Origin of the sequence: Clostridium punense (genome assembly GCF_017874425.1) — a bacterium.
Taxonomy (GTDB): domain Bacteria; phylum Bacillota; class Clostridia; order Clostridiales; family Clostridiaceae; genus Clostridium_J; species Clostridium_J punense.
This window is the reverse complement of sequence record NZ_JAGGLL010000005.1, coordinates 69727-96099: the sequence shown is the minus strand read 5'-3', so window position 1 is coordinate 96099 and position 26373 is coordinate 69727. Positions and strand designations below refer to the sequence as shown.

Annotated in this window: 17 protein-coding genes and 2 pseudogenes; 15 read left to right on the top strand and 4 right to left on the bottom strand. The window is 32.4% G+C overall.

Annotated features, from left to right (window positions below; genetic code table 11):
- The first annotated feature begins 140 nt into the window (after positions 1-140).
- The 9 genes and pseudogenes from J2Z44_RS04600 (at position 141) to J2Z44_RS04560 (ending at position 14879) form a co-directional block, all read left to right on the top strand.
- A complete protein-coding gene (locus J2Z44_RS04600; RefSeq protein WP_021283158.1) occupies positions 141-1988 on the top strand; it encodes a phosphocholine cytidylyltransferase/choline kinase family protein in 1848 nt (615 codons plus the stop codon).
- Positions 1989-2371: 383 nt separating this feature from the next.
- A complete protein-coding gene (locus J2Z44_RS04595; protein WP_021283159.1) occupies positions 2372-3067 on the top strand; it encodes a sugar phosphate nucleotidyltransferase in 696 nt (231 codons plus the stop codon).
- A gap of 442 nt (positions 3068-3509) precedes the next feature.
- Positions 3510-5447 (top strand): N-acetylmuramoyl-L-alanine amidase family protein, encoded by a 1938-nt coding sequence (locus J2Z44_RS04590; protein WP_021283160.1) that lies wholly within the window; start codon positions 3510-3512, stop codon positions 5445-5447.
- Between the two features lie 531 nt (positions 5448-5978).
- Positions 5979-7343 carry an N-acetylmuramoyl-L-alanine amidase family protein gene (locus J2Z44_RS04585; protein ID WP_021283161.1) on the top strand — a complete coding sequence of 455 codons (1365 nt, stop codon included), beginning with the start codon at positions 5979-5981 and terminating at the stop codon, positions 7341-7343.
- 159 nt (positions 7344-7502) lie between these two features.
- The gene (locus J2Z44_RS04580; RefSeq protein ID WP_021283162.1) at positions 7503-9227 is read left to right on the top strand and encodes an N-acetylmuramoyl-L-alanine amidase family protein; all 1725 of its coding nucleotides are present in this window, start codon (positions 7503-7505) and stop codon (positions 9225-9227) included.
- Between the two features lie 343 nt (positions 9228-9570).
- A complete protein-coding gene (locus J2Z44_RS04575) occupies positions 9571-10032 on the top strand; it encodes a VanZ family protein (protein WP_209649372.1) in 462 nt (153 codons plus the stop codon).
- A gap of 209 nt (positions 10033-10241) precedes the next feature.
- Positions 10242-11969, top strand: coding sequence for a phospho-sugar mutase (locus J2Z44_RS04570; protein WP_021282401.1), 1728 nt, complete (start codon positions 10242-10244; stop codon positions 11967-11969).
- Positions 11970-12401: 432 nt separating this feature from the next.
- Positions 12402-13043 (top strand): annotated as a pseudogene (locus J2Z44_RS04565) (mannose-1-phosphate guanylyltransferase); the annotation flags it as partial.
- Between the two features lie 516 nt (positions 13044-13559).
- The gene (locus tag J2Z44_RS04560; protein ID WP_021282403.1) at positions 13560-14879 is read left to right on the top strand and encodes an O-antigen ligase family protein; all 1320 of its coding nucleotides are present in this window, start codon (positions 13560-13562) and stop codon (positions 14877-14879) included.
- Positions 14880-15218: 339 nt separating this feature from the next.
- Here J2Z44_RS04560 and J2Z44_RS04555 read toward each other — a convergent pair whose 3' ends face one another.
- A complete protein-coding gene (locus tag J2Z44_RS04555; protein ID WP_242833393.1) occupies positions 15219-16841 on the bottom strand; it encodes a recombinase family protein in 1623 nt (540 codons plus the stop codon).
- Positions 16842-16852: 11 nt separating this feature from the next.
- On the bottom strand, positions 16853-17053 hold the full coding sequence (locus J2Z44_RS04550; RefSeq protein ID WP_021282406.1) for a hypothetical protein: 201 nt from the start codon (positions 17051-17053) through the stop codon (positions 16853-16855).
- 84 nt (positions 17054-17137) lie between these two features.
- Here J2Z44_RS04550 and J2Z44_RS04545 point away from each other — a divergent pair.
- The 6 genes and pseudogenes from J2Z44_RS04545 to J2Z44_RS04520 form a co-directional block, all read left to right on the top strand.
- Positions 17138-17614, top strand: a pseudogene (locus tag J2Z44_RS04545) (mannose-1-phosphate guanylyltransferase); the annotation flags it as partial.
- A gap of 147 nt (positions 17615-17761) precedes the next feature.
- Positions 17762-19453, top strand: coding sequence for a cell wall-binding repeat-containing protein (locus J2Z44_RS21770; protein WP_209649371.1), 1692 nt, complete (start codon positions 17762-17764; stop codon positions 19451-19453).
- Between the two features lie 281 nt (positions 19454-19734).
- The gene (gene larC, locus J2Z44_RS04535) at positions 19735-21279 is read left to right on the top strand and encodes a nickel pincer cofactor biosynthesis protein LarC (RefSeq protein ID WP_021282410.1); all 1545 of its coding nucleotides are present in this window, start codon (positions 19735-19737) and stop codon (positions 21277-21279) included.
- Positions 21280-21829: 550 nt separating this feature from the next.
- Positions 21830-22678 (top strand): ABC transporter substrate-binding protein, encoded by an 849-nt coding sequence (locus tag J2Z44_RS04530; protein WP_021282411.1) that lies wholly within the window; start codon positions 21830-21832, stop codon positions 22676-22678.
- A 214-nt stretch (positions 22679-22892) separates the two neighbouring features.
- Positions 22893-23549 (top strand): amino acid ABC transporter permease, encoded by a 657-nt coding sequence (locus J2Z44_RS04525; RefSeq protein WP_021282412.1) that lies wholly within the window; start codon positions 22893-22895, stop codon positions 23547-23549.
- Positions 23536-24258 carry an amino acid ABC transporter ATP-binding protein gene (locus tag J2Z44_RS04520; protein ID WP_021282413.1) on the top strand — a complete coding sequence of 241 codons (723 nt, stop codon included), beginning with the start codon at positions 23536-23538 and terminating at the stop codon, positions 24256-24258. The genes J2Z44_RS04525 and J2Z44_RS04520 overlap by 14 nt, the downstream gene beginning before the upstream one ends.
- 156 nt (positions 24259-24414) lie before the next feature.
- Here the strand turns inward: J2Z44_RS04520 and J2Z44_RS04515 are convergent, their stop codons facing one another.
- Positions 24415-24696, bottom strand: coding sequence for a hypothetical protein (locus tag J2Z44_RS04515; RefSeq protein ID WP_021282414.1), 282 nt, complete (start codon positions 24694-24696; stop codon positions 24415-24417).
- Between the two features lie 492 nt (positions 24697-25188).
- The gene (locus J2Z44_RS04510) at positions 25189-26322 is read right to left on the bottom strand and encodes a glycosyltransferase family 4 protein (RefSeq protein WP_021282415.1); all 1134 of its coding nucleotides are present in this window, start codon (positions 26320-26322) and stop codon (positions 25189-25191) included.
- Positions 26323-26373: the final 51 nt, after the last annotated feature.

Below are 26373 nucleotides of genomic sequence, written 5' to 3'. Positions count from 1 at the left end.
GGTATAAGTTAAGTTGTTGATTTTGCTTCTCTTTGTATAGATGATTTAAGAACGGGGTGTATTTCCCTATATGTTGCAAAATCTTAGGCAATAATATATTATATATATGAATGTTCAAATAGTGAACAAAGGAGGGGCTTATGGATACTATAGAGGTTTTAAAGATCTTAAATCAGAATTCAAATATAAATCAAAGGGAAGTTGCATTAAAGTCCGGCTTATCCTTAGGAAAAGTTAATTTAATAATAGGACATCTTTTAAATAAAGAATATATATATTGTGAAAAGTTAGGGAAAAGCGTAAAGTATCACCTAACAGAAAAGGGCATAGAGGTATTAGAGGAAAACATAAAAAGTTACAGTGATGTAAAAATTAATATACATACAGACGAGTTTAAAAAGGTAAAGCAGGCAGTTATATTAGCTGCAGGCCGTAAATTAGATTTTGATAGACCAGTAGGTTTTTTAAAGCTAGATGACAATACTTTTATAAGTAGAACCATAAATATTTTAAGAGATCATGGCATTGAAAAAATTGTTATTATTACAGGATATAAAAAAGAGTATTTTGAAGAGCTTAACAAGCAAAGTAATATATTCTTAGTAACTAATGATAAATATAAATGGACTGGCACCATGAGTTCATTGAGTCTTGCACAAAAGTATATAACTGATGATTTTATTTTAATTGAAGATGATATCTTAATTGAAGAAAGTGCTATAACAGAACTTATTAATTCTCAGGAAAGAGATAGTGTTATAATCACCAATGAGAGCGGTTCTGGAGACGAGGCCTTTGTAGAATTAAGAAATCATTATGTTTATAAGATATCAAAGGACATACATCAATTAAACAGAATAGATGGAGAAATGATAGGAGTTTGTAAGATTTCTTATCAGGTTTATATGAAGATGTTAGAAGATTATAAACATAATAAGAACCCTTACTTAAACTATGAGTATCTTTTACTAGATGTGGCTAGAAATTATGAAATTGGATATATAAAAATAGATGATCTAGTTTGGGCAGAAGCAGATAATAAGGACCATTATGAGAAGATAATTGGCAATATATATCCAAGACTTAAAAGAAAAGAAATGAGCATTAAAATCAAGCAAATTAAGGACAATATAGCTAATGCACTTAAGGTAGATAACGAAGAAATAACTTCTGTGATGCCTTTTGGTGGTATGACAAATAAAAACTTTAAAATAACAGTAAGTGATAAAAACTATGTGCTTAGAATTCCTGGTAATGGTACAGAGGAAATGATTAATAGACAGGAAGAAATAGATAATGTAGAAGCTATTAAGGACTTAGGTATTGATGCTAATATTGTGTATTTTGGCCGTGAAGATGGAATTAAAATAGCAGAGTATATTGAAAATGCAGAAACCTTAAATGGTAAGACTGCAAAAAGAGAAGATGTTATGAAGCTTACAGCAGGAATTTTAAAAAAGCTTCATGATTCTCCGGTGAAGTTTAATAATTGTTTTGACGTATTTAAGAAAATAGAGGACTATGAAGGTTTATTAAAGAAGGTAAATGGAAATAACTTTGAAGATTACTATGAAATAAAAGAAAAGGTTATGAACTTAAAAACCCTTCAGAAGGATTTAGGTTTAGAATTTGTTCCTTGTCATAATGATACGGTTCCAGAAAACTTTATTAAAAGCGGAGATGATAGAATTCATCTTATTGACTGGGAGTATAGTGGCATGAACGATCCAATGTGGGATTTAGCTGCTCACAGCTTAGAGTGTGATTTTTCAGAGGATGATGAGGAGCTATTTTTAAGCTACTATTTTAGTGGGAAAGTAGATGAAAAATATCGTATACGAATACTTATCAATAAGATATGCCAAGATTTTTTATGGAGTATTTGGACTAATATTAAGGAAGCCAAAGGGGATGACTTTGGAACCTATGGAATAGATAGATATAACAGAGCAAAGAGAAATTTAAAGCGGAGGCACTTTAACAGATAACAAAACATTGCAGAAGTTTATAATAATATAGTGAAAATTTATAGATAGGAAGGGGGGAAGTTGCCAACCTTAGAGTATAATTCTTAAAAACGTGTGATATAATACTATTAGCTATTGTGAATCCCATACATTGCGAAAGTGATGTAATCATAGGGTAGAACCTTGAGGGTGTTAGTGTTAAAAATGCGAGAACCAAGCAAAGTTAGTAAATATAAGGGCGTACACTTTAAAGTAACCTTATATATGTACCATGCGTTGTATGGGAATTTAAGCCCTCGGAGTGTTATATCAAACGAAATTAGCCTTTAGTGAAATCGGATACGTTGAACAGGGAATTAAACAAGCTTTATAAGGTTTTATAAGGTTTTGGCAACGGACAAGTAATGAGAGCAATACTATTAGCAGCAGGAATGGGAACTAGATTAAGACCTATTACCCTAACTACCCCAAAGTCTCTAGTTCCAGTTAACGGAGTACCAATGGCTGAACGTCAAATTGAATTTTTAAAGGAAGTAGGAGTTGAAGATATCATAGTTGTTACTGGATATCTACACGAAAGCTTTAATTATTTAAAACAAAAATATGGAGTTAAACTTATTCACAATGATAAGTATGATGTTTATAACAACATTTACACCATGTATCTTGTGAAGGATTATCTTAAGAATTCTTATGTTATAGATGCGGATATATATTTGAACAACAACTTTTTCCTAGAAAGTCCAAAGACTTCTTTATACTTTAGTGCTAAAAAGAAGGATTTCGAAAATGAGTGGATGTTAAGATTCAATGAAGATTTAAGAGTTTATGATATTGAGGTTGGTACAAAGGAAGAAGATTATATTCTTTCAGGGGTATCCTTCTGGAGTGAAAAAGATGGAGAAAAAATTGTGAAAAAACTTGAGGAAGCTATTAAGGGTGGGGACTTTACTAACCTATACTGGGATGACATTGTAAAGGATAATATTAAGGATTTAGAAGTATATGTACATAAAATTGGCAGTGAAGATGTGTTTGAGGTGGACTCTATAGAGGACTTGAGAAAAGTAGAAGCTTACTTAAACCCAGCAAGCAATTAAAAAGAATTTTATAAATTATGAAGCATATGAAAGAAAAAGTTATTGAATTATATAACTTTTTCTTTTTTTAATAATAAACATTAGATGCTTTGGATAAATAATACATATAGTGCAAAACATCGAATTAGTGGAAAATAAAAAAGATTAACTTTACTTTTAATCTATGATAAAATTGACTAGGAATAAATAATAAAAGGGTTTATGTAAAGGTTTTATTTGCATATAGGCTTCTTCAGTTAAAGTTTAATTTTTCAGGTTCCAAAAGCCTTAAGTGAACCAGGGTAGGACCCATGTATAAGTTAAATTTTAACTCTGGTTACCTATAATATAAAACCATAAAATTCATAAACACTCCATTTACTCCTGACTTCACTGTGGAAAAACACAGGTGAAGTTAAAAACATCTAGAAAAAACTATAATGAGAGCATTTAGGGGGAAAACATGAGAAAGAGAGTTCTAGCTTTAGTATTAACAGCGTTAATAACCACAACACAATTTTCAGTAGTACAAGCATCTACAGCAGATTCATCTGCAAGCCAAAGCAATTTACAAGAAGTTCTAAAAGAGAATCAGCCTATCATTGAGAATACAAATCAATCACAGACACAACTAGATAATTCTCAGCAAAGTACAGGAGCTGAAACACCTGCTGAAGGAACTGGTGGAGAAGTTGGACAACCACAGCCAGAAGAACCACAACCAACAGAACCAGAAGCACCGGTAGAAGAATCACCCGTGGAGACTCCTATAGAGGAAATTCCAATTAAAACTACAGTGACTAAAACTATAACTCCAGAGGCGCAGACTGTAAATCTTAAAGTAAATATTGAGACAAAGGGAATAGTTCAGTTTTATGTAGTGAGTCAAATTAAAGAGGCTACCATAGAAGTGAAGGATGCTAATGGCAATGTTATAGTAAATCACAGCGGAATTGTTGGGCAAAAATATGATTCAGGTTATATTCTTTCTGAATTAAAATTCCTACAACCAGGAACTTATTATTTTAGTTTTAGTACACAAGAAACTAGCGGTAATTTTGACTTATATGTAGGCCACCGAGATGCAGAGAATGATGAAGTTGAACCAAATGATAGCTTTGAAACTGCACAGAATGTTGAGCTAAATTCAAAGGAATTTAATGGATTTTTGACAGAAACGGATATAACAGACACCTATAAATTTCAACTTTCTAAAAAGAGCATAGTTGATATAAATGTGGAATCAAGTATATATGGTGCAAATGTTGAAATTTTAGACTCAAATAAAAAGGTTGTTTTCAGCAATCAGATAAAAGAGGGAAGATCTTATGCACCTGTAACAGCAGTTAATTCTGCGCTGTTAAACGAAGGAACTTATTATTTTAGGGTTACTAATGCTTATCCAGGCAAAGAATACGGAACATATAAATTTAAGTTAGGTAATAGATATTTTACTAATATAAGTAGTGACGGTTGGATTACTTTAGAAGATGGAAGAAAATCCTACTATGATGCAGCTACTAAGAACTTAAAAGTAGGCTGGTTATTAAGTGGTAGTAAATATTATTATTTTGACTCACAGGGAATTATGAAAACAGGACTGCAACAAATAAATGGAGCTTACTACTACTTAGATGGAAATGGAATTATGAAAACTGAGTGGGTAAGATTGAATAATACTTGGTATTTCTTTGGTCCTAGTGGTGCAGCTAAAGAAGGCTGGTTGAGATCAGGAACTAGTTGGTACTATATTGGTAGCAATGGTGAAAGCTATAAGGGGCTAAAAACTATAGGTGGCAAGATATACTATTTCAATAAAGATTCCATAATGCAAACAGGTTGGATTAATGAAGGCGGAACTTGGTACTACTTTGAGTCAAGTGGAGCAGCCAAAGTTAATCAGTGGCTACTGCAAGGAAAGACTTGGTACTATTTAGGTGAACAAGGAAAAATGTATACAGGGCCTAAGACTATAGGTGGAAAAAATTATTGGTTTAATAACAGCGGAGATATGCAAACAGGTTGGAAGCTTATTGAGGGCCACTGGTATTACTTTGGAGACAATGGAGCAGCAAGAATGTCTGAATGGGCCTTAGTAGGTAAGACTTGGTACTTCTTTAATGAAAATGGGATTATGGCAACTGGAGCATGGGAAATCGACGGTAAGGTTTACTACTTTAATGAAGGTGGGGCAATGCAAACAGGCTGGAAGAGCATTGAGGGTGATTGGTACTACTTTAATCAAGGTGGAGATCTAAGAACTGGATGGCTATACTATGGTGGACATTGGTACTACTTAGCTCCTAATATGGTAACATCAGGCATTTATACAATTGATGGAACGAACTATAAGTTTAGAGGGGATGGAACTTGGGATGAGCATGCTATTATTAAAAGGTAGTAAAAAAATATAGGTTTTGTAGTAGACAAAGACACATTTAAAGAGAGCGTATTTTAAAATTTAATATTAATTGAACCATGTACTATAGATAATTTAATTATATGTAGTACATGGTTTTTTTATTGTTATATAGTAAACTTAACTGTTTTTAAAATTTTTTGTAAACATATTCAAAAACATTTCATTAATAGTTTGTGGAGAAAATGCATTTGCAGTATTTTAAAGTATAAATAAAATTTATCATATAATTAATAAAACATTGAAGAAACTATGATATTAATTGTCTATAAATGCAAAGAAAGGTCGAATGTATTTTTTTACCATAATATTAAACATTTCCAAGTTATGTGGTAATATTTGTTATGAAGGTAAAGTAAATATCTTAACTTTGTTTATAAACATTGAAAGATAAGATGTGATATAAATAATATAAAATATCACATTATCTTTTATAATTCTAAGACAATTAAAATAGATATTTACAAAATCTAAAAATTCCAAGGGTTAATATTAAACAAAGGGGTGTTGAGAATGAAGAAAAAACTATTGGCATTGGGGTTAGCAGCATTATTAACTGCAACTCAATTCAATGTAGTTAAGGCAGCAACTAAGGATGACACTGCAACGAAGAGTGGACAAGCTCAGGTAGCTACTAAAGTAAATGAAGTAGTAGAAAAAGAAATTCCACTTAGACAACATGTAAAGGGAGAGATAACTAAAGCAGATGAAGCAGTTAAGTATAAGGTGCAAATACCTGAGGTTGGGAGTTTAAGCCTTGACCTTGATATAGACATGGATACTGCTCTAATGGGGATTATTGATGACAAGGGTAATGAAATAATTTCTGCAGAGGTTACTTCTAAAGAATCAACAGTTGATTGGAAATCTTTAAGTTATGTTCAACCAGGAACATACTATATAACAATTTCATCTTCCTATATAGGAAGCTTTAAAATATATGTATCATATGCTAAGTTAGATACTAATGAAATAGAACCAAACAATAGTATGGATAAAGCACAGAAAATAGGAGTAGATAAAGAAACAATAGAAGGGCTTTTCCCAGTTAACGATAATGTAGATATTTATAAGTTAGATGTAGAAAAAGATAGTGCATTATCATTTGGATTGAAATCCAAATGTTCTTTTTTGGTTGAAATATTAGATGATAAAGGCAATATGTTACATGTCGGGATACTTGGTTTGCAAGAAAGAGCAAATGCTTATGAGGGATTTATTGTAGAAAAATTTAAAGCTGGTAGTTATTATGTAATTGTTACAAAACCTGAAAGCATGAGTAAGGAATTTTTGACTTATGAACTAAATGTTAAGAGTATTACCAAAGATGGGTGGAATGAGTTAGGGGATAATGATTACGTCTATTATGATTCAATAAACAATTCTTTTAAAAAAGGATGGCTTCTTTATTATGGAACTTGGTACTATTTAGATGAAAATGGAGTTATGGTTAAAGACTTACAGATAATAGATAAAAAGGCTTATTACTTTGCTGAAGGTGGAGCAATGCAAACAGGCTGGGTTAAGTATTATAATAATTGGTTTTACTTCAGTGAAAGTGGAGCCGCCAAATCAGGATGGTTATTATACTATGATACTTGGTATTACTTAGAAAACAACGGGCTTATGAGTACTGGATTTAGAAGAATTGATAAAAAACTTTACTACTTTGCAAAATCTGGAGAAATGAAAACTGGGTGGATTAAAGAAGCGGGGAAATGGTACTACTTTGAAGAAAATGGTGCAGGTAAGTCAGAAGAATGGCTTAGATGGGATAATAATTGGTATTACTTCAATAAAGCTGGAGTTATGGTAACTGGTAGTTTAAAAATAAATGGTGTAGTTTATAATTTTAATCAAGATGGGACATTAAAATAATTGTTGCTTTTAAAATTTATTTCTAAAGATTGAAAGATAAGCTGGGATATAGATAATATAAAATATTATAATATCTTTTATAATTCTAAAATAATTAAAATAGATATTTACAAAATCTAAAAGTTCTAGGGGTTAATACTAAATAAAGGGGTGTTGGAAATGAATAAAAAACTATTGGCATTAGGGTTAGCAGCATTATTAACTGCAACTCAATTCAATGTAGTTAAAGCATCAAGTGAAGAAAATGCTTCAGCAAAGCAAAGACCAACTGAGATTTTCAAACAACAGAGAGAAAACGTGAATATTATAGAAAAGGCAGAACATAATTTGTTTAAAGAAAACGAATATGTCAGAAGTAATACCATTATAAAAGAAATTACTAGTGACCACAGAGATGTGACAATGCTAGAAGAAACTACTGAGGGTATTGGCGAGAAGGGTGAAGAAACACAGGCGCTTTCTACTACCGCGGGAGTAGTGGAAAAAGAAATAGGCTTAAATCAAGAGATAAAAGATGAATTGACCAGTGAAAATCAAGCTATAAAATATAAAATTCAACTGCCTGCTGAAGGGGGGTTAGGCATTGACTTTCTTTCAAGTATAAAGAAAATAAATATACAAGTTGAAGACGATAAGGGAATATGTTTAGTTTCAGAAAATGCTAGTACTAGTGATGGTGAGTCATCGTCTAGCTGGAAAATGCATAAAAATGTTTTGCCAGGAACATATTATATAACAATTTCTTCTTCAACAGCAGGGAACTTTAAGTTTTTATTATCCTATGCTAAAGTAAATACTAAAGAAATAGAGCCAAATAATGATATTTCCACAGCGCAAAAGATCGAAATAAACTCTGGAGATATGAAGGGTTGCTTAGTAAGCAATGACAATTCAGATGTATATAAAATAGAAGTATCAAAGAGGGGTATAGTTGCCTTTGGAATAAATACATTTTCAAAGATTCAGTGTGAAATATTTGATGAGGTAGGGAATAGTCTATTTAAGAATGTCTATCAATCACCAACTAAGGATGTTCCTGTTAATGGAATTATTTTAGGAAAGCTGATGCCAGGTAATTACTATATAAAGGTTAGCAAGGTATGGCATGAAGAAACAGCATACACTCTTAATATTACGGATATCAACAAGGATGGATGGAATAAGCTATTTGGTGGAGATTATGTTTATTATGAATCAGCTACTAACTCTTTGAAAAAGGGATGGCTTCTTTATCAAGGCGCTTGGTACTATTTAGATGACAAGGGAGTCATGGTTAAAGACTTACAGGTAATAGATAAAAAACTTTATTACTTTGCTGAAGGTGGAGCAATGCAAACTGGATGGGTTAAGAGTAATGAAAGTTGGTTCTACTTTAGTGATAGTGGCGCAGCTAAGTCAGGATGGCTAAATTATCATGGGACTTGGTATTACTTAGCTAGCAATGGACTAGCTTCAACGGGATTTCAAGTTATCAATGATAAGCTTTATTATTTCGGAAAAAGTGGAGAAATGAAAACGGGTTGGATTAAAGAAGCGGGAAAATGGTACTACTTTGAAGGAAATGGTGCAGGAAAGGTAGGAGAATGGCTAAATTGGCAAAACAATTGGTACTACTTTGATGGTCATGGTACTATGTTAACTGGACCATGGGAAATAAAGGACAACCGTTATTATTTTGATGCAAGTGGCATTATGCAGACAGGGTGGCAGAAGATTAAAGATTATTGGTATTATTTTAACGATGGTGGTGATTTAAAAACAGGATGGCTATTTTATGGTAATCACTGGTACTATTTAGATAATGAATATGGGGTTATGCTAACTGGAACTTATGAAATTGATGGTGTAACTTACACATTTAACTCAGATGGAACTTTAAGATAATATGTATTTATTCCAAGTATTAAAAACTAGTAGGAATTAATAATTTAAAAACAAAAAACTAGCGAGGAGCTAGTTTTTTGTTTTTAAGCTTTCTACGGGAATTTAATAATTTTATTGCGCAAAGTTAATGGTAGTATATAATATTAATAGTGCAATAAGCTTACTACTAAAAACTATGGAATAATTTAGTAAAACTTTAAGAGACCTAAAGGAAGTAATTATAAGTATCGTTTTGTAAGGTTGAATTTTATATGTAGTGAATATTTTCCATGAAAAATACTTAAATAAAGTAGAAAAAATGAAATAGAAAAATAGCTTTTATAGTCTATGCATGAAAAGGCAGGTGATTAGTATAAAAAAGTATATACTATTACTTATTACAGTAGTTTGGATATCTTTCATATTCTATATGTCTACAAAGCCAGGGGATGAGTCTGCAAAAACTAGTCTTAAAATAGTTGATGTCATTGTTAAGGAGTTAAGACTATCTGAGGCTCAAGCTGACACTACTCATTTTATAGTTAGAAAAGCAGGGCATTTTACAGAGTACTTTATTTTATCTCTGCTTATTACCTTGACGTATAGTGAATTTTACAATAAGAAGCTAAACCTTTCTTTTATCCTATTAGTTTGTATTTTAGCAGCTACTTGCGATGAGTACCTTCAAAGTTTTATTAATGGAAGAAGTTCTCAGGTAAGGGATGTGCTTATAGATTTTAGTGGAGGACTAACTCAGCTATTAATTTTTATTTTTATGAAAGCTAGAAGTACAAAAATCCATAGACGGAATAAATATATAGGATAGAAATTAATTTGGTAGTATAATAATAAAGTATATGAATGTTTCATGGAGAAGTCTAAATATAAGTTATTTATAGGCTTCAAAGGTAAAAGTGCAGTACATTTACCACAGAAAAGCCTTAAGGGAACAAATGTAGGAGTAATAGATAAACTACATTTCACTTTGACTCCCTATAAAAAGAAAATTTCTTAAATTAACTTAAGGAGGGCATTATGGACTATAAAGTTAAATATAATTTTTGGTTAGAATCATCTTTAGTTGATGAAGACACTAAGAAAGAACTTAGAAATTTAGAGGATGAAAAAGAAATTGAAGATAGGTTTTATAAGGATTTAGAATTTGGAACAGGAGGGCTTAGAGGAGTAATTGGTGCTGGCTCTAATAGGCTTAATATTTATACCATAGGAAAAGCTACACAAGGCTTAAGCAATTACTTAAATAATAAGTTTGAGAAACCATCTGTGGCAATAGCTTATGATTCTCGTCATATGTCTAGTGAGTTTGCAGAGTATGCTGCAAGAACTCTATGTGGAAATAATATTAAAGCTTACTTATTTGAAACTTTAACTCCTACACCAATTTTATCCTATGCTGTAAGGTTTTTAGGATGCAACGCAGGAATAGTTATCACAGCTTCTCACAATCCAAAACAATATAATGGCTATAAGGTTTACGGACAGGATGGAGGACAGCTTACAGATAAAGCTGCTGGAGAAGTTTTAGACTTTGTAAATTCAGTGGATTCCTTCGAGAAGGTAACTGCTATTTCCTTACAACAGTGCATAGAAAGAAACTTATTAGCATATATAGGGGAAGAAGTATATTCTACTTACTTAGAAAAAGCAAAAGCTTTAACTGTAAGAAAGGAATTAGTTAAGGATAAGGCTAAGGACTTAAAGATAATTTATACGCCTCTTCATGGTAGTGGAAATGTTCCAGTAAGAAGACTACTAAAAGAACTCGGATATGAAAATCTTCAGGTAGTTAAAGAGCAAGAACTGCCAGATGGAGATTTTCCAACGGCACCATATCCAAATCCAGAGGATCCTAAGGTATTTAAGTTAGCTTTAGACATGGCTAAGGAGTTTAAGCCAGATATAATCATGGGAACGGACCCAGATTGCGATAGAATTGGTGCAGTAGTTCAGCAAGGTGATGGTGAATATAAGGTTTTAACAGGAAACCAAGTAGGGGCACTACTTTCTCATTATATTATATCTTCCCTTAAAGATATGAATGAGCTTCCAACTAATGGTGCCATAATTAAAACTATAGTTTCTACAGATATGATTAAGCCTATTGCTAAGAAGTATGGCGTGGAAGTCATGGAAGTTTTAACAGGGTTTAAATATATCGGGGAGTTAATCGGAGCTTTTGAAGAAACAAAGTCTAATAAATTCCTTCTTGGTTTTGAGGAGAGTTATGGATATTTAAGTGGAGATTTTGTAAGAGACAAGGATGCAGTAATTGCAGCTATGCTTGTTTGCGAAATGACCTTATACTATAAATCTAAAGGAAAAACTCTTTATGAAGCTCTTATGGACTTATACAAAGAGTTTGGCTTCTTTAAAGAAAGTTTAGTTTCTATTGAGCTAAAAGGTAAAGAAGGTCAAGAAAAAATTGCAAGTATTATTGATTACCTAAGAAATACTGATCTTAGTGAGATTGATAAATTTAAGGTAACTAAAAAACTAGATTATAAGCTGAGCATAGAAAGAGATTTATTAACAGGAGACGAGGAAGAAATCAACCTTCCAAAATCTAATGTACTTAAGTTTATGCTAAATGATGGATCCTGGTTTGTAATTCGCCCTTCAGGAACAGAGCCAAAGATGAAGATCTACGTAGCAGCTGTAGGAGAAACTTTAGAGTCAGTTCAGCATAAGCTGCAGGTTATTGAAAAATCAGTATGTGAATATATAGATAATTTCATAAAATAACTATATTAGGCATCTGAAAATAAATAACAAGTCAAAGATGTGAAGGATATTTTGAGTTCACAAGCAAGCTTGTGCGGCTAGGAAACAGGTTCCGCAGATAGTGGGCTATCTAAGGGTTCTGTTGACGCAGTATAACTCAAAATAGACAAACATACTGACTTATTTATTTTTTTGAAGATGCCTTATTGGGAACCATAGTAATAGGAAGCCTTATGGGTGATGTTACTTTGGTTCCTTTTTAAGTAAAAAAGCAAATGAAAAAAGATTTATAAAATAAGTAAACTTGTTATTTAGCATAAACACTCTGTGACAACAATCTACATCAGTGTGGATTATTAATAGGAAATATCGAAATAAAATATTAAATTATCTTCACCATATTAGTTAGGATATCATAATATGAAATTAAGCAATGATTAAAGGTGATAGTTTTTGTTATATGCGGTAATACTAGCTGGAGGTAAAGGAACAAGGCTCTATCCCTTATCAAGAGCTAATAACCCCAAGCAATTTTTAAAAGCATACAATAATAAAAGTTTTCTAAGAAATACTGTTGATCGCATAAAACCGATAATCAATAAAGATAATATCTTTGTTGTAACTAACCAAGAATATGTAGATAAGATACAGGAAGAACTGCCAGAGATAAGTAAAGACAACATCTTTGTGGAGCCAAGCAATAAAGAAACTGCAACCTGCATTGGGCTTTCAGCTGTAAAGCTTTTAAAGAAGGACAAGGATGCAGTAATGGTAGTGCTACCTTCAGATCACTATATTGAGGGTGAAAAACAATTCTTAGATACTTTGCATCATGGCATAGAATTAGCAGAAAAGAGAAGGGGACTAATAACTATAGGAATTGCTCCTAACAGACCTGAAACAGGTTATGGATATATAGAGATGGGAGACCCTATAGGAGGTCCTATTTCTACTTTTAAGGTGGCTAGATTTACAGAAAAGCCTAATGTGGAAGTAGCTAAGGATTTTATTTTGAAAGGTACCTACCTATGGAATTCTGGTATGTTCCTTTGGAGAGCAGATGGTCTCCTTATAAAATTGCTACCCAAAACCTTTTATAATAAAAATTGAAGTAAGTTATTAATCACAAAATAAACGAACAGATTGAAATATTTATTTTTTGAAGATGCCTTAACTTGGAATAAAGATATATAAGTGGGAACAAGATAAAAAGATAAAAGGATAACAATATAACAATATAACAATATAAGAAGAGAAAAAGATAAGAAGATATAGTATTTTCAAGGGTTGTAGCTGCTTTAGTAAATTTTAGGTTGTTTAAATGAGGCTTTTATTGTAATATAAAGTATATGTAATTTTGGAATACAGATATTTTCAGAGAAATTAATAAGGCATCTAAAAATAAATAACAAGTCAAAGATGTGAAAGCTATTTTGCGTTCACAAGCAGGCTTGTGCCGACAAGGAAACAGGTTCCGCAGATAGTGGGGCTATCAAAGGGTTCTGTTGACGCAGTATAGCGCAAAATAGATGAGCAGATTAACTTATTTATTTTTTGAAGATGCCTAACTATAGTATATGATAGATTACTAACCCTTAAGGAGGTGCTTTCATGGATTTTAAGAAATTCTCCTCAATATATGAGAAGTCACTTAAATTATTGCTGATATTTTTGATAATATTTATTCCGTATAGAGAAGTGCTGTCCCAATTCATAAGTTCAAAGGTGAAAATACTCCCTGATTTAATGGTTTTAGCAACCTTTGGCTTATATATAATGAAGAATAAATTTAGGATAAAATTAAATTTAACTGATTTATGTTACATTGGGTTTTTACTAGTAGCGTTTGTTAGTACTGTTTTTATAAATAAAGTAGGAATTAAGCCTTATATTGTTGAGTCAAGAAGCATAGTTCTTTACTATATTGTTTATTTTATGGTAAGAAATTCTAAACTAACCTATAAGTTTTATCAGGTTTTTGCAAGGGTAATGATTTATAACACTATGATAATTGCCCTAGCATCCTTTGTGGAGAGAATTACAAATAAGGATATTTTATTTCCTACTGCTTGGGCAAATTCTATTTTTTATATTGACAACTTTCTTAGAACCTATGGAGTTTTTAACAATCCTAATACCTATGGAGCATACCTCCTCTTTTCAATTATAACCGTATTTTATTTACATAGAGTTTTAAATATAAAGGTCAATAGATTGTTTTATATGTTTTCAATTGTAGGAATAATTTTAACTGCATCCAGAAGTAGTATGATAGCTTTAGGAGTATTTATAGTGATTGCTGCTTTAGTAACAGATACAAAAACTGTGGTTAAAAGCTTTGCTATAAATATTGCAGCTTCTATTGCTATTGTCTTTATAATAAACAATGTTAGTGTACACTATAGTTCTATTATTACCAGCATAAACAGCAAAGCTAAGACTAAAGTGAGTAGCAACCTTCAAAGCTCTGCTATAGATAGATTTAATGAATTATCAAGTGCAAACATAATTTCTAAGAGTAAAACCGACGGCAGAATTTTTTCTGTATTAAAAGGTATAGAAATATTTAAGGAAAACCCAGTGTTAGGCACAGGGTTTGGAACCTATGGAGATGCTGCAAGTTTAATTATTACCCCAAAGCAATATGAAAAGTATGAGATTAGCAAGGGCTTTTACGCAGATAATGAGTATATAAAAGTACTAGTTGAAACTGGAAGCCTAGGAACACTAATATATTTATTGTTTTTATTATCTATAATGTATAATTACAGGCATAATAAATTAAAAATAACCTCCTGTGTAATTTTAGGGTTTTTAGGGATGTTTTATAATATCTTTGAAGTTCAAATCTTATCTTTTCTTTTCTGGATAGTGCTTACACTACCAGAACCAGAAAGTGAAAGATTAACAATACCTGATAGGTTTAATTAATAGCTTTAATATGAGGATGATAAGGCATCTTCAAAAAATAAGTAAGTCAATCTGCTCATCTATTTTGTGATATACTGCGTCAACAGAACCCTTTGATAGCACCACTATCTGCGGAACCTGTTTCCTTGTCTGCACAAGCTTGCTTGTGAACACAAAATATCCTTCACATTTTTGACTTGTTATTTATTTTCAGATGCCTAAAGTATAGCAAAGAGCAGTGAAGTACCTAAGGTTGTAGAACTTATTGCCTAAGAAGTATGTGAAGCTGAAATAACGTTCACCATATAACAATATGATAATAATAAACTCACGAGAGTTAAAGTTAAAAGGAGTAGAACCCTACATGGTTTCTACTCCTTTAAGTTTTATTAGAACTTCACCTGTGGTTCCGTTGGCATATATTTTATGAACTACAGACTGAATTAGTCTTCTCTTTTCTAAGGGTGACAGATGGGTCAAGGTATTAGGCACACTGCTTAATTCCAGGTTTATGGCATGAACTTTATCTAAGTCTATTTCTTTTTCTATATCTTCTACTTGAAGCTGATAAATTTTACCCTGAAGGGCTTTATTTTTTAGCTTTAATTCATTTACCTTACTAAGAATCATCTTAACGGTTTCTTCATCAGAAGTTAGGCTTAGATTATTTAGTAGGTTATCTATAGCCTTATTATTTTCCAGTAGGGAGGTATTTAATTTTTTTAGTACCATGTTTTCATTTGAGCTTTCCACCTGACTTTTATAGTTATTAAGTTCTTCTATAATAGTAGTTTTATCAAGGGTTAATTCTTTAAGGTTTTCAATTATAATTTTATCTAAGTCTAGGCCATTTATATTTTTACTATTGCAGGTTGTCTTACCCCACTTGTTTTTTAAAGTGCATACATAATAGTACTTTTTTTGGTTATCCCCATACTTTTTTCCATAAGTTACTCTCATGGGACTACCGCAATGACTGCAGTTAATAATTCCGGTGAGTAGAGCTTCACTGCTTGAACCTAAAGCTGGTGCTTTAGCTTTGTTTGAAGCTAGGATTTCTTGGACCTGAAGCCATTTCGAAGAAGAAATTATACCTTCGTGAAAAGAAACAGAAGCTATCCACTGACAGGTATCTTTCACTCTCCTAGAGCCGCTTTTCCCTTTTCGCTTTTTATAAGTTAGTATGCCATGAAGGCTATCTACTTTTCCATTTATCTTTAAACCCCTAGTTTTTAAATGCTCAACCACTTTTTTATCAGCTTTCACATACACAGGATTGGTTAAAACAGATCCTATGGAGTTCGAGGACCAATTTTTGTTTTTCTTAGTTTTGATATCTGCTTTAAGTAGGTACTTTTCTACCTTATTAATGCTTTTAAACTCTAAATACTTTTCATATATAAGATTAATAATAGCTACTTCTTCTGGAATGGGTACTAAAATGCAAAAGGTTCTATTTACGCCGCTAGGATCTTTAAGTTTTATTCTTTCTGCTTTGTATCCTGTAGGGGTAGTGCCTCCAAGCCATTTTCCAGACTCTGCTAAGGAATACATATTATCTTTTACTCTTGAAGAAATAGTTTCTCGTTCTAGTTGAGAAAAAACACTAGCAATATACATCATAGCTCTTCCCATGGCAGAAGAGGTATCAAACTGTTCATTAACTGAAATAAAGGATATACTAAGGTTTTCAAGGTCGCTAGCTAAAGCAGAAAAGTCTGCAACGTTTCTACTAATTCTATCTAATTTATAGCATATAAGCATATTAAACTTCTTATTTTTAGCATCCTCTAACATTTTCAAAAATTCAGGTCTATGGGTGTTTTTACCAGAGAAACCTTCATCTTTATATATATAAATTTCATCAACAGCCAGGTGAGAAAGGTACTCTCTACAGAGCTTTACTTGATTTTCAATGGAGTCTCCTTTTTCAGTGACTTTAGATTTTCTTGCATAAATAGCTGCTTTCATAAAAATCATCATTCCTTTCCTCGCTACCCCAGGGGTACGCGGTTTTTTACCGCACACCCCTGGGGCATGCGGTTTATTACTTCTTCAATAAAAATTTTGTTCTTAGGAATATGTTTTTTTATTATAGAGAAATAAGCCTTTGTAAATTGTTGGTGCACTGCACTTATATCTTCTGGTTTCTCAATTTTTATCTGGAGCTGTACCTTTGTATATTGATTAGCCATAATCCCTCCAAGATAATTAGTATATTTATGTATATTCAATTAAGATGGCAATAATTAATGATTTAGGGTATTGTGCATAGCAATTTTATTAGGAGAGCAGATGTATTCTTAAGAGAAATGGAAAGATATTTACCAAAGATGTATAAATCTATCACTGAGATTTATAAGTACATTGGTGAAGAAAAAGAAAATGAAGTTATAAAAGAACAATATGAGATAATTGATGGCATATCTGTTGATTTCGGTATTATGCAAAAAACACGAAAAGCCTATGTGATAAAGTGTGAATTTACATGGGATGATATAGGAACCTTTGCTGCACTTTCAAGATTTTTATCTAATTACAGAGGAAATAATATTTCTGGAAATGTTTATCTAGAAGGTAGTGAAAATTGCTCTGTATTTGGAGATAAAAAACTGATTATTGGATTTGGAGTGAAGGATTTAGTTGTTGTTGACGCTGGGGATGTTATTCTTGTAATGGATAAGTCAAAGGATCAAGAAATCAAATACCTTCTTAATGGATTGAAGGATCAGAAGGAACTAGAGAAGTTTTTGTAAAAGAAACCGCGTACCTCAGGGGTGCGCGGTTTTTTTGTTTTTCGCGCACCCCTGGGGTACGCGGTACGCAAAATAAAGGATTTCCATTTACATATATAGGAAATAAAGTTATAATTATATATTATTAAGGAAATATGGGGGTAAACTATGAAGACTATTAAAAAAGCCCTAGCCTTAGGCATAGGGGCATTAATGTCAGTGGGGATTCTTACAGGATGTGCACCGGATGATTTAGCACTTTATAATGCACTAAATAAAACTCAAAAAGTCACTTCTTCAATTACAACTACAGATATGAGTTTTAATTTATCAGCTAAGAATTTATCAACTGAAGAAGAAGAATTTGTACAAAACATTATTCCAGTAATCAACAGTTCAAAGATTTCTATGACCTCAAAGGTTGAACAGAATGCGGATAAAACAAAGGTAAAAGCAGAAAGCACTGTAAAAGTGAATATGGCGCAAAATCCCATGGATACAACTGTATGGGTTGATACAGATTTAACAGGGGACAAGCCTAAGTTTAAGGAAATTATTAAGGTTCCTTCAACTTTTACACAGGGTATACCTAAGTTTGAAGGGAAACAGTATCTGGTAATGGACTATGAGGATTTAGCTACCGTACCAGGAGTTGGACAAGTTAATACAGCTCAAGTTATGAAGTTTAATAAAGATTTACAAGAAAAGTTTGTGGACTTTATGAATAAATATGTGGTTCAGTTTAATCCTAAAAAAGATATAGTTAAGAATTTAGGTACTCAAGATATTATACAAAATGGAGTTACTGAAAAAGCAACTATATACCAAATTAAGCTAAATGACCAGGATTTAAAGGAATTAATAAGGTATACTGCTAATAATGCAGCTCAAAATAAGGATGCAATAAGCTTTGTTAAGGAATATATGATTGCAAATATCTCTATGGCTGGACTTCCAGAAGAAGAGTTTGCAGCAGCAAAGGCAGAAATTGATAAGTTATTTATAGAATACAATAATAATTTACCAGAGATTTTAAAGAAAATTAATGAAGCTTTAGATGAATTTAATGACATAAAGGTTCTTGGAGATGCAGGCATAGATATAAAATATGCAGTAAATTCTGAGGGTTATATAATAAATCAAAAGGGATACTCAGAGTTTGTATTGGACTTAGGGCTCATGAGTAAGTTACAAAACGGAGTGGGAAATGAAACACAGAAGTTAACTGGAGTATATACTATTGGTTTAACATACAATTCTGATATCACTAATATTAATAAACCTGTTACAATTAACTTCCCAGAGATAAATGAAAGTAATTCTGTTAAGTACTCAGACTTAATAAAAATTGATAATCCTCTTCCAGAAGAACCAGTAATAAAAACTGGTTGGGTTTTAGAAAATGGAAAGTGGTACTATAAGGACAATAAGGGACAAAATAAAAAGGGATGGCTTTTAGATAAGGAAAAGTGGTATTACTTAGATGAAACTGGTGAAATGAAAACTGGTTGGGTTAAGGTAAGTAATAAGTGGTATTATCTAAACAAAGGCGGAGACATGGCCAAAGGATGGGTCCACTTAGACAATAAGTGGTATTACCTAAAAGATAGTGGAGATATGGCAACGGGATGGTTAAAGCTAGGGAATAACTGGTACTATCTAAGAGATGGCGGCGATATGGCTACAGGTTGGATTAAGTTAAATAGTAAGTGGTATTACTTAAAAGAAGGTGGCGACATGGCTACTGGATGGATTCAGTTAGGCAATAAGTGGTATTATTTATATAGCGGTGGAGATATGGCTGTAAACACCTATATAGGTAAGTACAAAATAGGAGCAGATGGAGCTTGGGTTAAATAATAGTACAAAAAACTACTAACTCAATAATATGAAGATACAAGAAAAAAGGGTTAGAAGAAATTTATTAAAAAATTTCACTAGTATAAGATGATAATGTGAAGATATAATAAAAAGAAGTAGAATATTTTAGTATTCTGCTTCTTTTCTCTTATAGATTTCATTGTTAGAAGGAATTTAAAATGTAGTGTAGAAATAAAATAAAAGGTTTAAATTTGATACCCTGGGATAGGCTGCAGAAATGGAGTAATAGTTGTTAAAAATTTTGAAAGGCAGGAATTATAATGAAAGTTTTATATTATGATACTTTTTCAGGCATAAGTGGAGATATGCATTTAGGTGCAATGATTGATTTAGGGGTAGATGCTAACTATTTGATTGAAGAACTTAAAAAACTTGGACTAAGCCATGAGTATGAAATAAAAGTAAAAGAAGACGCTAGAAAAGGAATTACGGGCACAAAGGTGGATGTAGTTTTACTAAATCAGCCTCATGAGCATAGCCATACTCATGAGGAAGGTCATTCTCATCATAGTCATGAACACCTTACAGAGGAAGTACATGATCATTGCCATGAAGAGGAGCATCACCATATTCATAGTGAAGTAGCCCATTTACATGGACACGAAGTTAAGGAACATATTCATAACCATAATGAAGATACACACCTACATAATCACCATCACAGCCACAGTGATGAAGGACAGGAGCAGGGGGATGGTCATACTCACCATCATGGAGATGCCGAGCACACTCATAATCATCATGACAATGAACATAGCCACCATGACCATGATCATGAAGGGGAAGGTCATACCCATGGTCATAACCATAGTCATGAAGGAGGTCATTCTCATGATCATGAACATAGAAACTTATATATCATTGAAGAACTTATTAATAAAAGCGAATTAAATGAAAATGTAAAAAAGCTAAGCATAGATATTTTTAAGCAGGTAGCTGAAGCAGAGGCTAAGGTTCATGGAAAGCCAATTTATGAAGTACATTTTCATGAAGTAGGAGCTACAGACTCCATAGTTGATATAGTAGGAGCTGCTATTTGCTTAGACTACTTAAAAGTCGATAAGATTCTAGGCTCTCCAATAGAAGTTGGAGGTGGGTTTGTAAAGTGTGCCCACGGCCTTATGCCAGTGCCAGCCCCTGCTACTTCTGAGATTTTAAAAGGAGTACCAATTACAAAAGGAGCAGTACCTTTTGAAACCACAACTCCAACGGGAGCAGCAATTTTAAAGGTAGCTGTAGATAAGTTCACTAAAGAAATAGATTTTATTATTAACAAGGTAGCCTATGGAGTGGGAAATCGTGATACGGATATTCCAAATGTACTTAGGGTTTATCTTGGACATTACGAAAAAGCTTCAGGTTCTTCAGACTTTGAGCAGGAAAGAGAAATCATCACTGAGTGTAATATTGATGATATGAATAGCGAGACTTATGAGTATGTCCTTGAAAAGTTATTTAAGGCAGGGGCTAAAGATGTTTATATTACTCCAATAATAATGAAAAAAGGAAGACCTGCTCAAAAGCTTACAGTTTTAGCACCTCATAAGATTCAAGGAGAAGTAGAAGAAATCTTACTTCGTGATACAACTACCTTTGGAGTTAGAAAGTATGAAGTTGAAAAGGTGATGCTAAAGAGGGACTTTATAAAGGTTAACACTAAATATGGTGAGGCTACAGTAAAAAGAGGAATCCTTAAAGGAGAAGTTATAAAGTTTAAGGGTGAGTATGATTGCTGTAAGGAACTTGCTAAGAAAAACAATGTAACTCTTGAAGAAGTTTATAATGAGATAAAGAAAAACATGTAAGTGGGCTAGCTTTTGATTTATTGAGTATGATGCATGAACTTGATTAGTTTGATATAATAAGATTAAGGCATCTTCAAAAAATAAGTAAGTCAATCTGCTCGTCTATTACAGTTTTAAATGGAACCTTAGCTTGGGACTTAGAAGGTAATTACGATGAAAGTAAATGCCTAGATTTGGGTCCCTTCGAGTTATATGAATGTGAGGAAGTTGAAGAGCCTATAGAATTGTTTGAGAGTTATAAAAATCAAAAATAACTGAAAATATTACTTTATGATTTAATGCAAAGACTAGTCTTTTACAGGCTAGTCTTTTTTTGCTTAAGAAAATTCTGATTATTGAAATTTATGCACAAATTCTGTATATTATGCATACCTATAAAGGTTGAAGAATTATATAAACGTTTTCAAAGTAAATAAAGTGGCTGTCTTACAGAGTTGTAAAATGTTCCTGAAAATAACAGAATAAATTTTATAAAAAATACTTGCATAATTATGAGTTATAGATGTATAATTATACACATCAAGAATAAAACTTACAGGAGGTTAGAGAAATGAAAAAAAGTTTGTTAAAAAAAGTAGCAGTTGGAGTTTTAGCGGGAGTTATAGGATTATCTTTTGTAGGGTGTGGAAAAAGTAGGGTAGAGAATACTAAGGATGCTTCAAGTAAACAAGTTGTATCAACAACTTTAGATAAGATAAAGGAAAGCAAAAAACTAGTAATTGGAACCAGTGCAGATTATCCACCATATGAGTTTCATAAAGAAATAGACGGAAAAGACACAATTATAGGTTTTGATGTAAATATTGCTCAGGAAATATCCAAAGACTTAGGTGTAGAGTTAGAAATAAACGATATGAAGTTTGATGGTCTTATTGCAGCTCTTAAAACAGGAAAGGTTGATATGGTACTTGCAGGAATGAATCCTACTGAGGAGAGGAAGCAAAGCGTAGACTTTTCAAAGATTTACTACACAGCTCAGCATGCTGTTATAGTAAGAGCTGAGGATAAGGATAAGTATAAAACTTTAGCTGACTTAAAAGGAAAAGAAATTGGAGCTCAAAAGGGTGCAATCCAAGAGGAGCTTGCTAAAACTCAAATTGAAGGAGCTAACGTAAAAGGTCTTGGAAAGGTTACAGATTTAGTACTTGAACTTAAGAATAAGAAAGTAGATGCAATTGTGGTTGAAGTACCAGTAGCTAAGTTTTATGTAGAGAAGAATAAAGATTTAGCTATAACTGATGCTACTTTCAAGATTGAAGAAGGAGAGCAGGGATCAGCAGTTGCGGTTAAAAAAGGTGATGAGGCTTTTGTTAATGCAATAAATAGCACTTTAGACAGATTAATCAAAGAAGGAAGAATCGAAGAATTTGTTGTAAAGGCTAATGAACAAGTAGAGTAAGAACTAAGTAAGCAACTAAAGTAGTTTTATAAAGGTTATTAATAACTAATTAGAAAACTTATTAGGAGCTAAGCAGACTAGTAATAATAAAATGGATTTCAAAAGATTTTGATGGAATATTTTTAAAATTAGGATAATTATACTTGAAGTTTAAGAAAATATTTTCACCACTGGCAAAAGGTCAGTGGTGAATGTCATGAAGGGGGAGGGTACTTTGGATTTTAGTTTTTTAAGTAAATATTATAAGTTCTTTTTAGAAGGAACTCAATATACAGTACTCATAGCATTTTTTACAGTTATTTTAGGAACAGTTTTAGGACTATTTTTAAGTCTAATGAAACTAAGCAAAAATAAAATATTAAAGGCTTTAGCTAGTATTTATATAGAGTTTGTAAGAGGGACACCAATACTTGTGCAATTATATATTGTTTATTATGGAATGCCTGCTATGGGAATTGATCTTCCAGATATGCTAGCAGGAGTTGTTACTTTATCAATTAATAGTGGAGCTTATGTAGCGGAAATAATTAGAGCTGGTATTAACGCAGTGGATAAAGGACAAATGGAGGCTGGAAGAAGCTTAGGTATGACTTCAGCTATGACCATGAGATTAATTATTATTCCTCAAGCTTTTAAGAACATCTTACCTGCTTTGGGTAATGAGTTTATTACAATAATAAAGGAGTCTTCTATTGTATCTGTTATTGGAATAGGAGAACTTATGTATAAGGCTGATACTGTAAGAGGAAACACAGCACTTCCTTTTGAACCTCTTATTGTGGCAGCAGTGGTTTATTTCCTTTTAACCTTTAGCTTATCGAAATTGCTAGGAAATATAGAAAGGAGGATGAAGGCTAATGATACACATTAAGGATTTAAATAAAACTTTTGGTCAGAATCATGTGCTTAAAGGAGTTAATGAGAGGATTTCAAAAGGAGAAGTTGTGGTTGTTATAGGACCTAGTGGTTCAGGAAAAAGTACTTTTTTAAGATGCTTAAATCTTCTTGAGGAGCCTTCCTCTGGAACTATAGTTTTTGAAGGTAAGGAAACTACAGATAAGAAAACAGACATTAATAAAATTAGAGAAAAAATGGGCATGGTGTTTCAACAGTTTAATCTTTTTCCTCATAAGACAGTTTTAGAAAATATTACTTTAGCACCAATTAAGGTTAAGGGTGTTAAGGAAGAGGAAGCAAAGGAAAAGGCTTTTAAACTGTTAGAAAAAGTTGGACTTAAGGAGAAAGCTAATGCCTATCCGGGTTCTTTATCAGGAGGGCAAAAGCAAAGAATAGCTATTGCAAGAGCTTTAGCTATGGAACCCGATGTAATGCTTTTTGATGAGCCTACTTCAGCTTTAGACCCAGAAATGGTTGGTGAGGTTTTAACTGTAATGAAGGACCTTGCCAAAGAAGGCATGACCATGGTGGTTGTAACTCACGAAATGGGTTTTGCAAGAGAAGTTGGAGATAGAATTTTATTTATGGATGGTGGAAATATAGTAGAGCAGGGAACCCCTGAAGAAATGTTTAAGAATCCAAAGCATCCTCGTACGATAGACTTCTTATCAAAGGTATTGTAGACACAAATAGTACTAAAAAAGATAGAATGTGCTTAAAGTAATCTATATTATTACTTTAAGTGGATTTTTGCTTTTTAAAAAGTTAGGACATGATTTTAGGCTAGGAAATAATTATATGTAAAAGCTACCAGGTTTAATTCTGGTAGCTTTTGCATTTTATATATAAGAAATTATCTTCCAAATAGCAAAAATCAGTCCCAAGGGTCCCATTAGTATAGCAACATAGCCCATTCCTTTATAGCTGCCATGAAGCACCTCTTTCATACCAGTAAAGAAGCTAGTCCCACTTAAACAGCACAAGATATAGCTACTCATAAGTTTATATTCTCTAATACTAGGAGAGATGATGGAGTAGACACAAAGAAACATACCCACATATATAAAAATTAAGCACATAGACATATAAATCGAAGAAATTCTTTTTCTTTTTACCCTCATAATAAACCCCTCACAAATCCTCTTACTAAAATTCAACTTTCATGGAACTCTTTAAAATATATTAATTAATTTTACTCGTTCTGGTAGTAAATTAACTAGCATTGCTTACAAATAGATAATTTTAATTAAATATAATAAATTCAATGAGAAAGCTTGGCTACTAAATCTTTAATTAAAGAGCTGACAAATGTCAGCTCGAAAATTTATTTGATAATTATAATTGTTTTAAATTGAATTTAATACTTCATAGGACAACTATTAAACAGAAATCTTAGCTAAGTTCATTTAAGGCATCTTCAAAAAATAAATAAGTCAATCTGCTCATCTATTTTGTGCTATACTGCGTCAATAGAACCCTTTGATAGCTCCACTATCTGCGGAACCTGTTTCCTTATCGGCACAAGCTTGCTTGTGAACGCAAAATAGCTTTCACATCTTTGATTTGTTATTTATTTTCAGATGCCTAAATTAGAGGGTTAGCACCTGTTAAAATTATGGTGCTTCTAAAATCTTATTATGAACATCTTCATAGGCCTTAAGAGTATTTCTAGCGGTTATCTCCCAAGAGAAAAGTTTAGCCCTTTGAAGTCCTAGCCTACTGTATTCTCGTCTTAAGGTGTCGCTTCCTAAAATTAATTCCATAGCACTTTGAAGCTCCTTATCATTATAAGGATTAATTAATATTCCACCATCTCCAACTACTTCTGGTATAGAAGTTAAATTAGTAGTAATTACAGGAGTACCACAATTCATTGCTTCTAGAGGAGGAAGTCCAAAACCCTCATAAAAAGATGGATAAACAAAGGCTTCGCAAGCGTTATAGTAAATTGGAAGATCCTCATCAGGAGCAAAACCAGTGAATTTTATATAATCCTGCATATTTAAAGAGTCCTTAAGTTTAACTAGTTCTTGAGAAGAATCCCTATAGGAACCTACTATTACTAAATTATATTCCTTATTTGAATGTTTCATTACTTTAGCAAAAGAAATTATTAAAGAACGCACATTTTTCCTTTCACTAAAGCCACCAATGTAGAGGAGGAAAGGTTTATCTATGCCATACTTTTCTTTAATTATTTCCTTGCACTTTTCCTTGTCAAGGGGAGTATATTTGCTGTCAGCAGCTAAAGGGGTGACATAAATTTTGCTTTCGTCTATAGGGAAAAACTTCAAAATATCCCTTTTAGAGTACTCGGAAACGGTAAGTATGCCAGTAGATTCTTCAATTATTATGGGCATTTCCTTAAGAAACTTTAAAAGATACCCACGGCCAACGGTTTCGGGCATAATATATGGAATTAAGTCGTGAATAGTGCACATTTTTTTACAGCCTATGTTGGGGGTTACTCCAATTCCATTTTGAGGTATATGGTACAAGTCTATTTTTTCGTTCTCCAGACTAACAGGAAAAAAATGTTCTTGAAAGAATCTTTGGTGCTTTTTAGAGCACATAACTATATTGGAATTAGGCTTTTCATAGTCCTCATATTTATCCCCAGACCAATATAGTTGATAAAAGTTTTCTTTATCTATGTTAAGTAAATTCTTAAGAACATTTTCAGTATAGGTGCCTATACCAGTACCGCTATACCAATTGATACCTCTAGCATCAATTGCAATTCTCATGAAATCACTCCTTAAAAAAGTATATATTATATATTAGTCAAAGAGGAAATA

What these genes read in the sequence shown, in the direction of transcription:
- J2Z44_RS04600 (WP_021283158.1), top strand. Translation starts at nt 141, where the DNA reads ATGGATACTATAGAGGTTTTAAAGATCTTAAATCAGAATTCAAATATA.
- J2Z44_RS04595 (WP_021283159.1), top strand. Translation starts at nt 2,372, where the DNA reads ATGAGAGCAATACTATTAGCAGCAGGAATGGGAACTAGATTAAGACCT.
- J2Z44_RS04590 (WP_021283160.1), top strand. Translation starts at nt 3,510, where the DNA reads ATGAGAAAGAGAGTTCTAGCTTTAGTATTAACAGCGTTAATAACCACA.
- J2Z44_RS04585 (WP_021283161.1), top strand. Translation starts at nt 5,979, where the DNA reads ATGAAGAAAAAACTATTGGCATTGGGGTTAGCAGCATTATTAACTGCA.
- J2Z44_RS04580 (WP_021283162.1), top strand. Translation starts at nt 7,503, where the DNA reads ATGAATAAAAAACTATTGGCATTAGGGTTAGCAGCATTATTAACTGCA.
- J2Z44_RS04570 (WP_021282401.1), top strand. Translation starts at nt 10,242, where the DNA reads ATGGACTATAAAGTTAAATATAATTTTTGGTTAGAATCATCTTTAGTT.
- J2Z44_RS04560 (WP_021282403.1), top strand. Translation starts at nt 13,560, where the DNA reads ATGGATTTTAAGAAATTCTCCTCAATATATGAGAAGTCACTTAAATTA.
- J2Z44_RS04555 (WP_242833393.1), bottom strand. Translation starts at nt 16,841, where the DNA reads ATGATGATTTTTATGAAAGCAGCTATTTATGCAAGAAAATCTAAAGTC.
- J2Z44_RS04550 (WP_021282406.1), bottom strand. Translation starts at nt 17,053, where the DNA reads ATGGCTAATCAATATACAAAGGTACAGCTCCAGATAAAAATTGAGAAA.
- J2Z44_RS21770 (WP_209649371.1), top strand. Translation starts at nt 17,762, where the DNA reads ATGAAGACTATTAAAAAAGCCCTAGCCTTAGGCATAGGGGCATTAATG.
- larC (WP_021282410.1), top strand. Translation starts at nt 19,735, where the DNA reads ATGAAAGTTTTATATTATGATACTTTTTCAGGCATAAGTGGAGATATG.
- J2Z44_RS04530 (WP_021282411.1), top strand. Translation starts at nt 21,830, where the DNA reads ATGAAAAAAAGTTTGTTAAAAAAAGTAGCAGTTGGAGTTTTAGCGGGA.
- J2Z44_RS04520 (WP_021282413.1), top strand. Translation starts at nt 23,536, where the DNA reads ATGATACACATTAAGGATTTAAATAAAACTTTTGGTCAGAATCATGTG.
- J2Z44_RS04515 (WP_021282414.1), bottom strand. Translation starts at nt 24,696, where the DNA reads ATGAGGGTAAAAAGAAAAAGAATTTCTTCGATTTATATGTCTATGTGC.
- J2Z44_RS04510 (WP_021282415.1), bottom strand. Translation starts at nt 26,322, where the DNA reads ATGAGAATTGCAATTGATGCTAGAGGTATCAATTGGTATAGCGGTACT.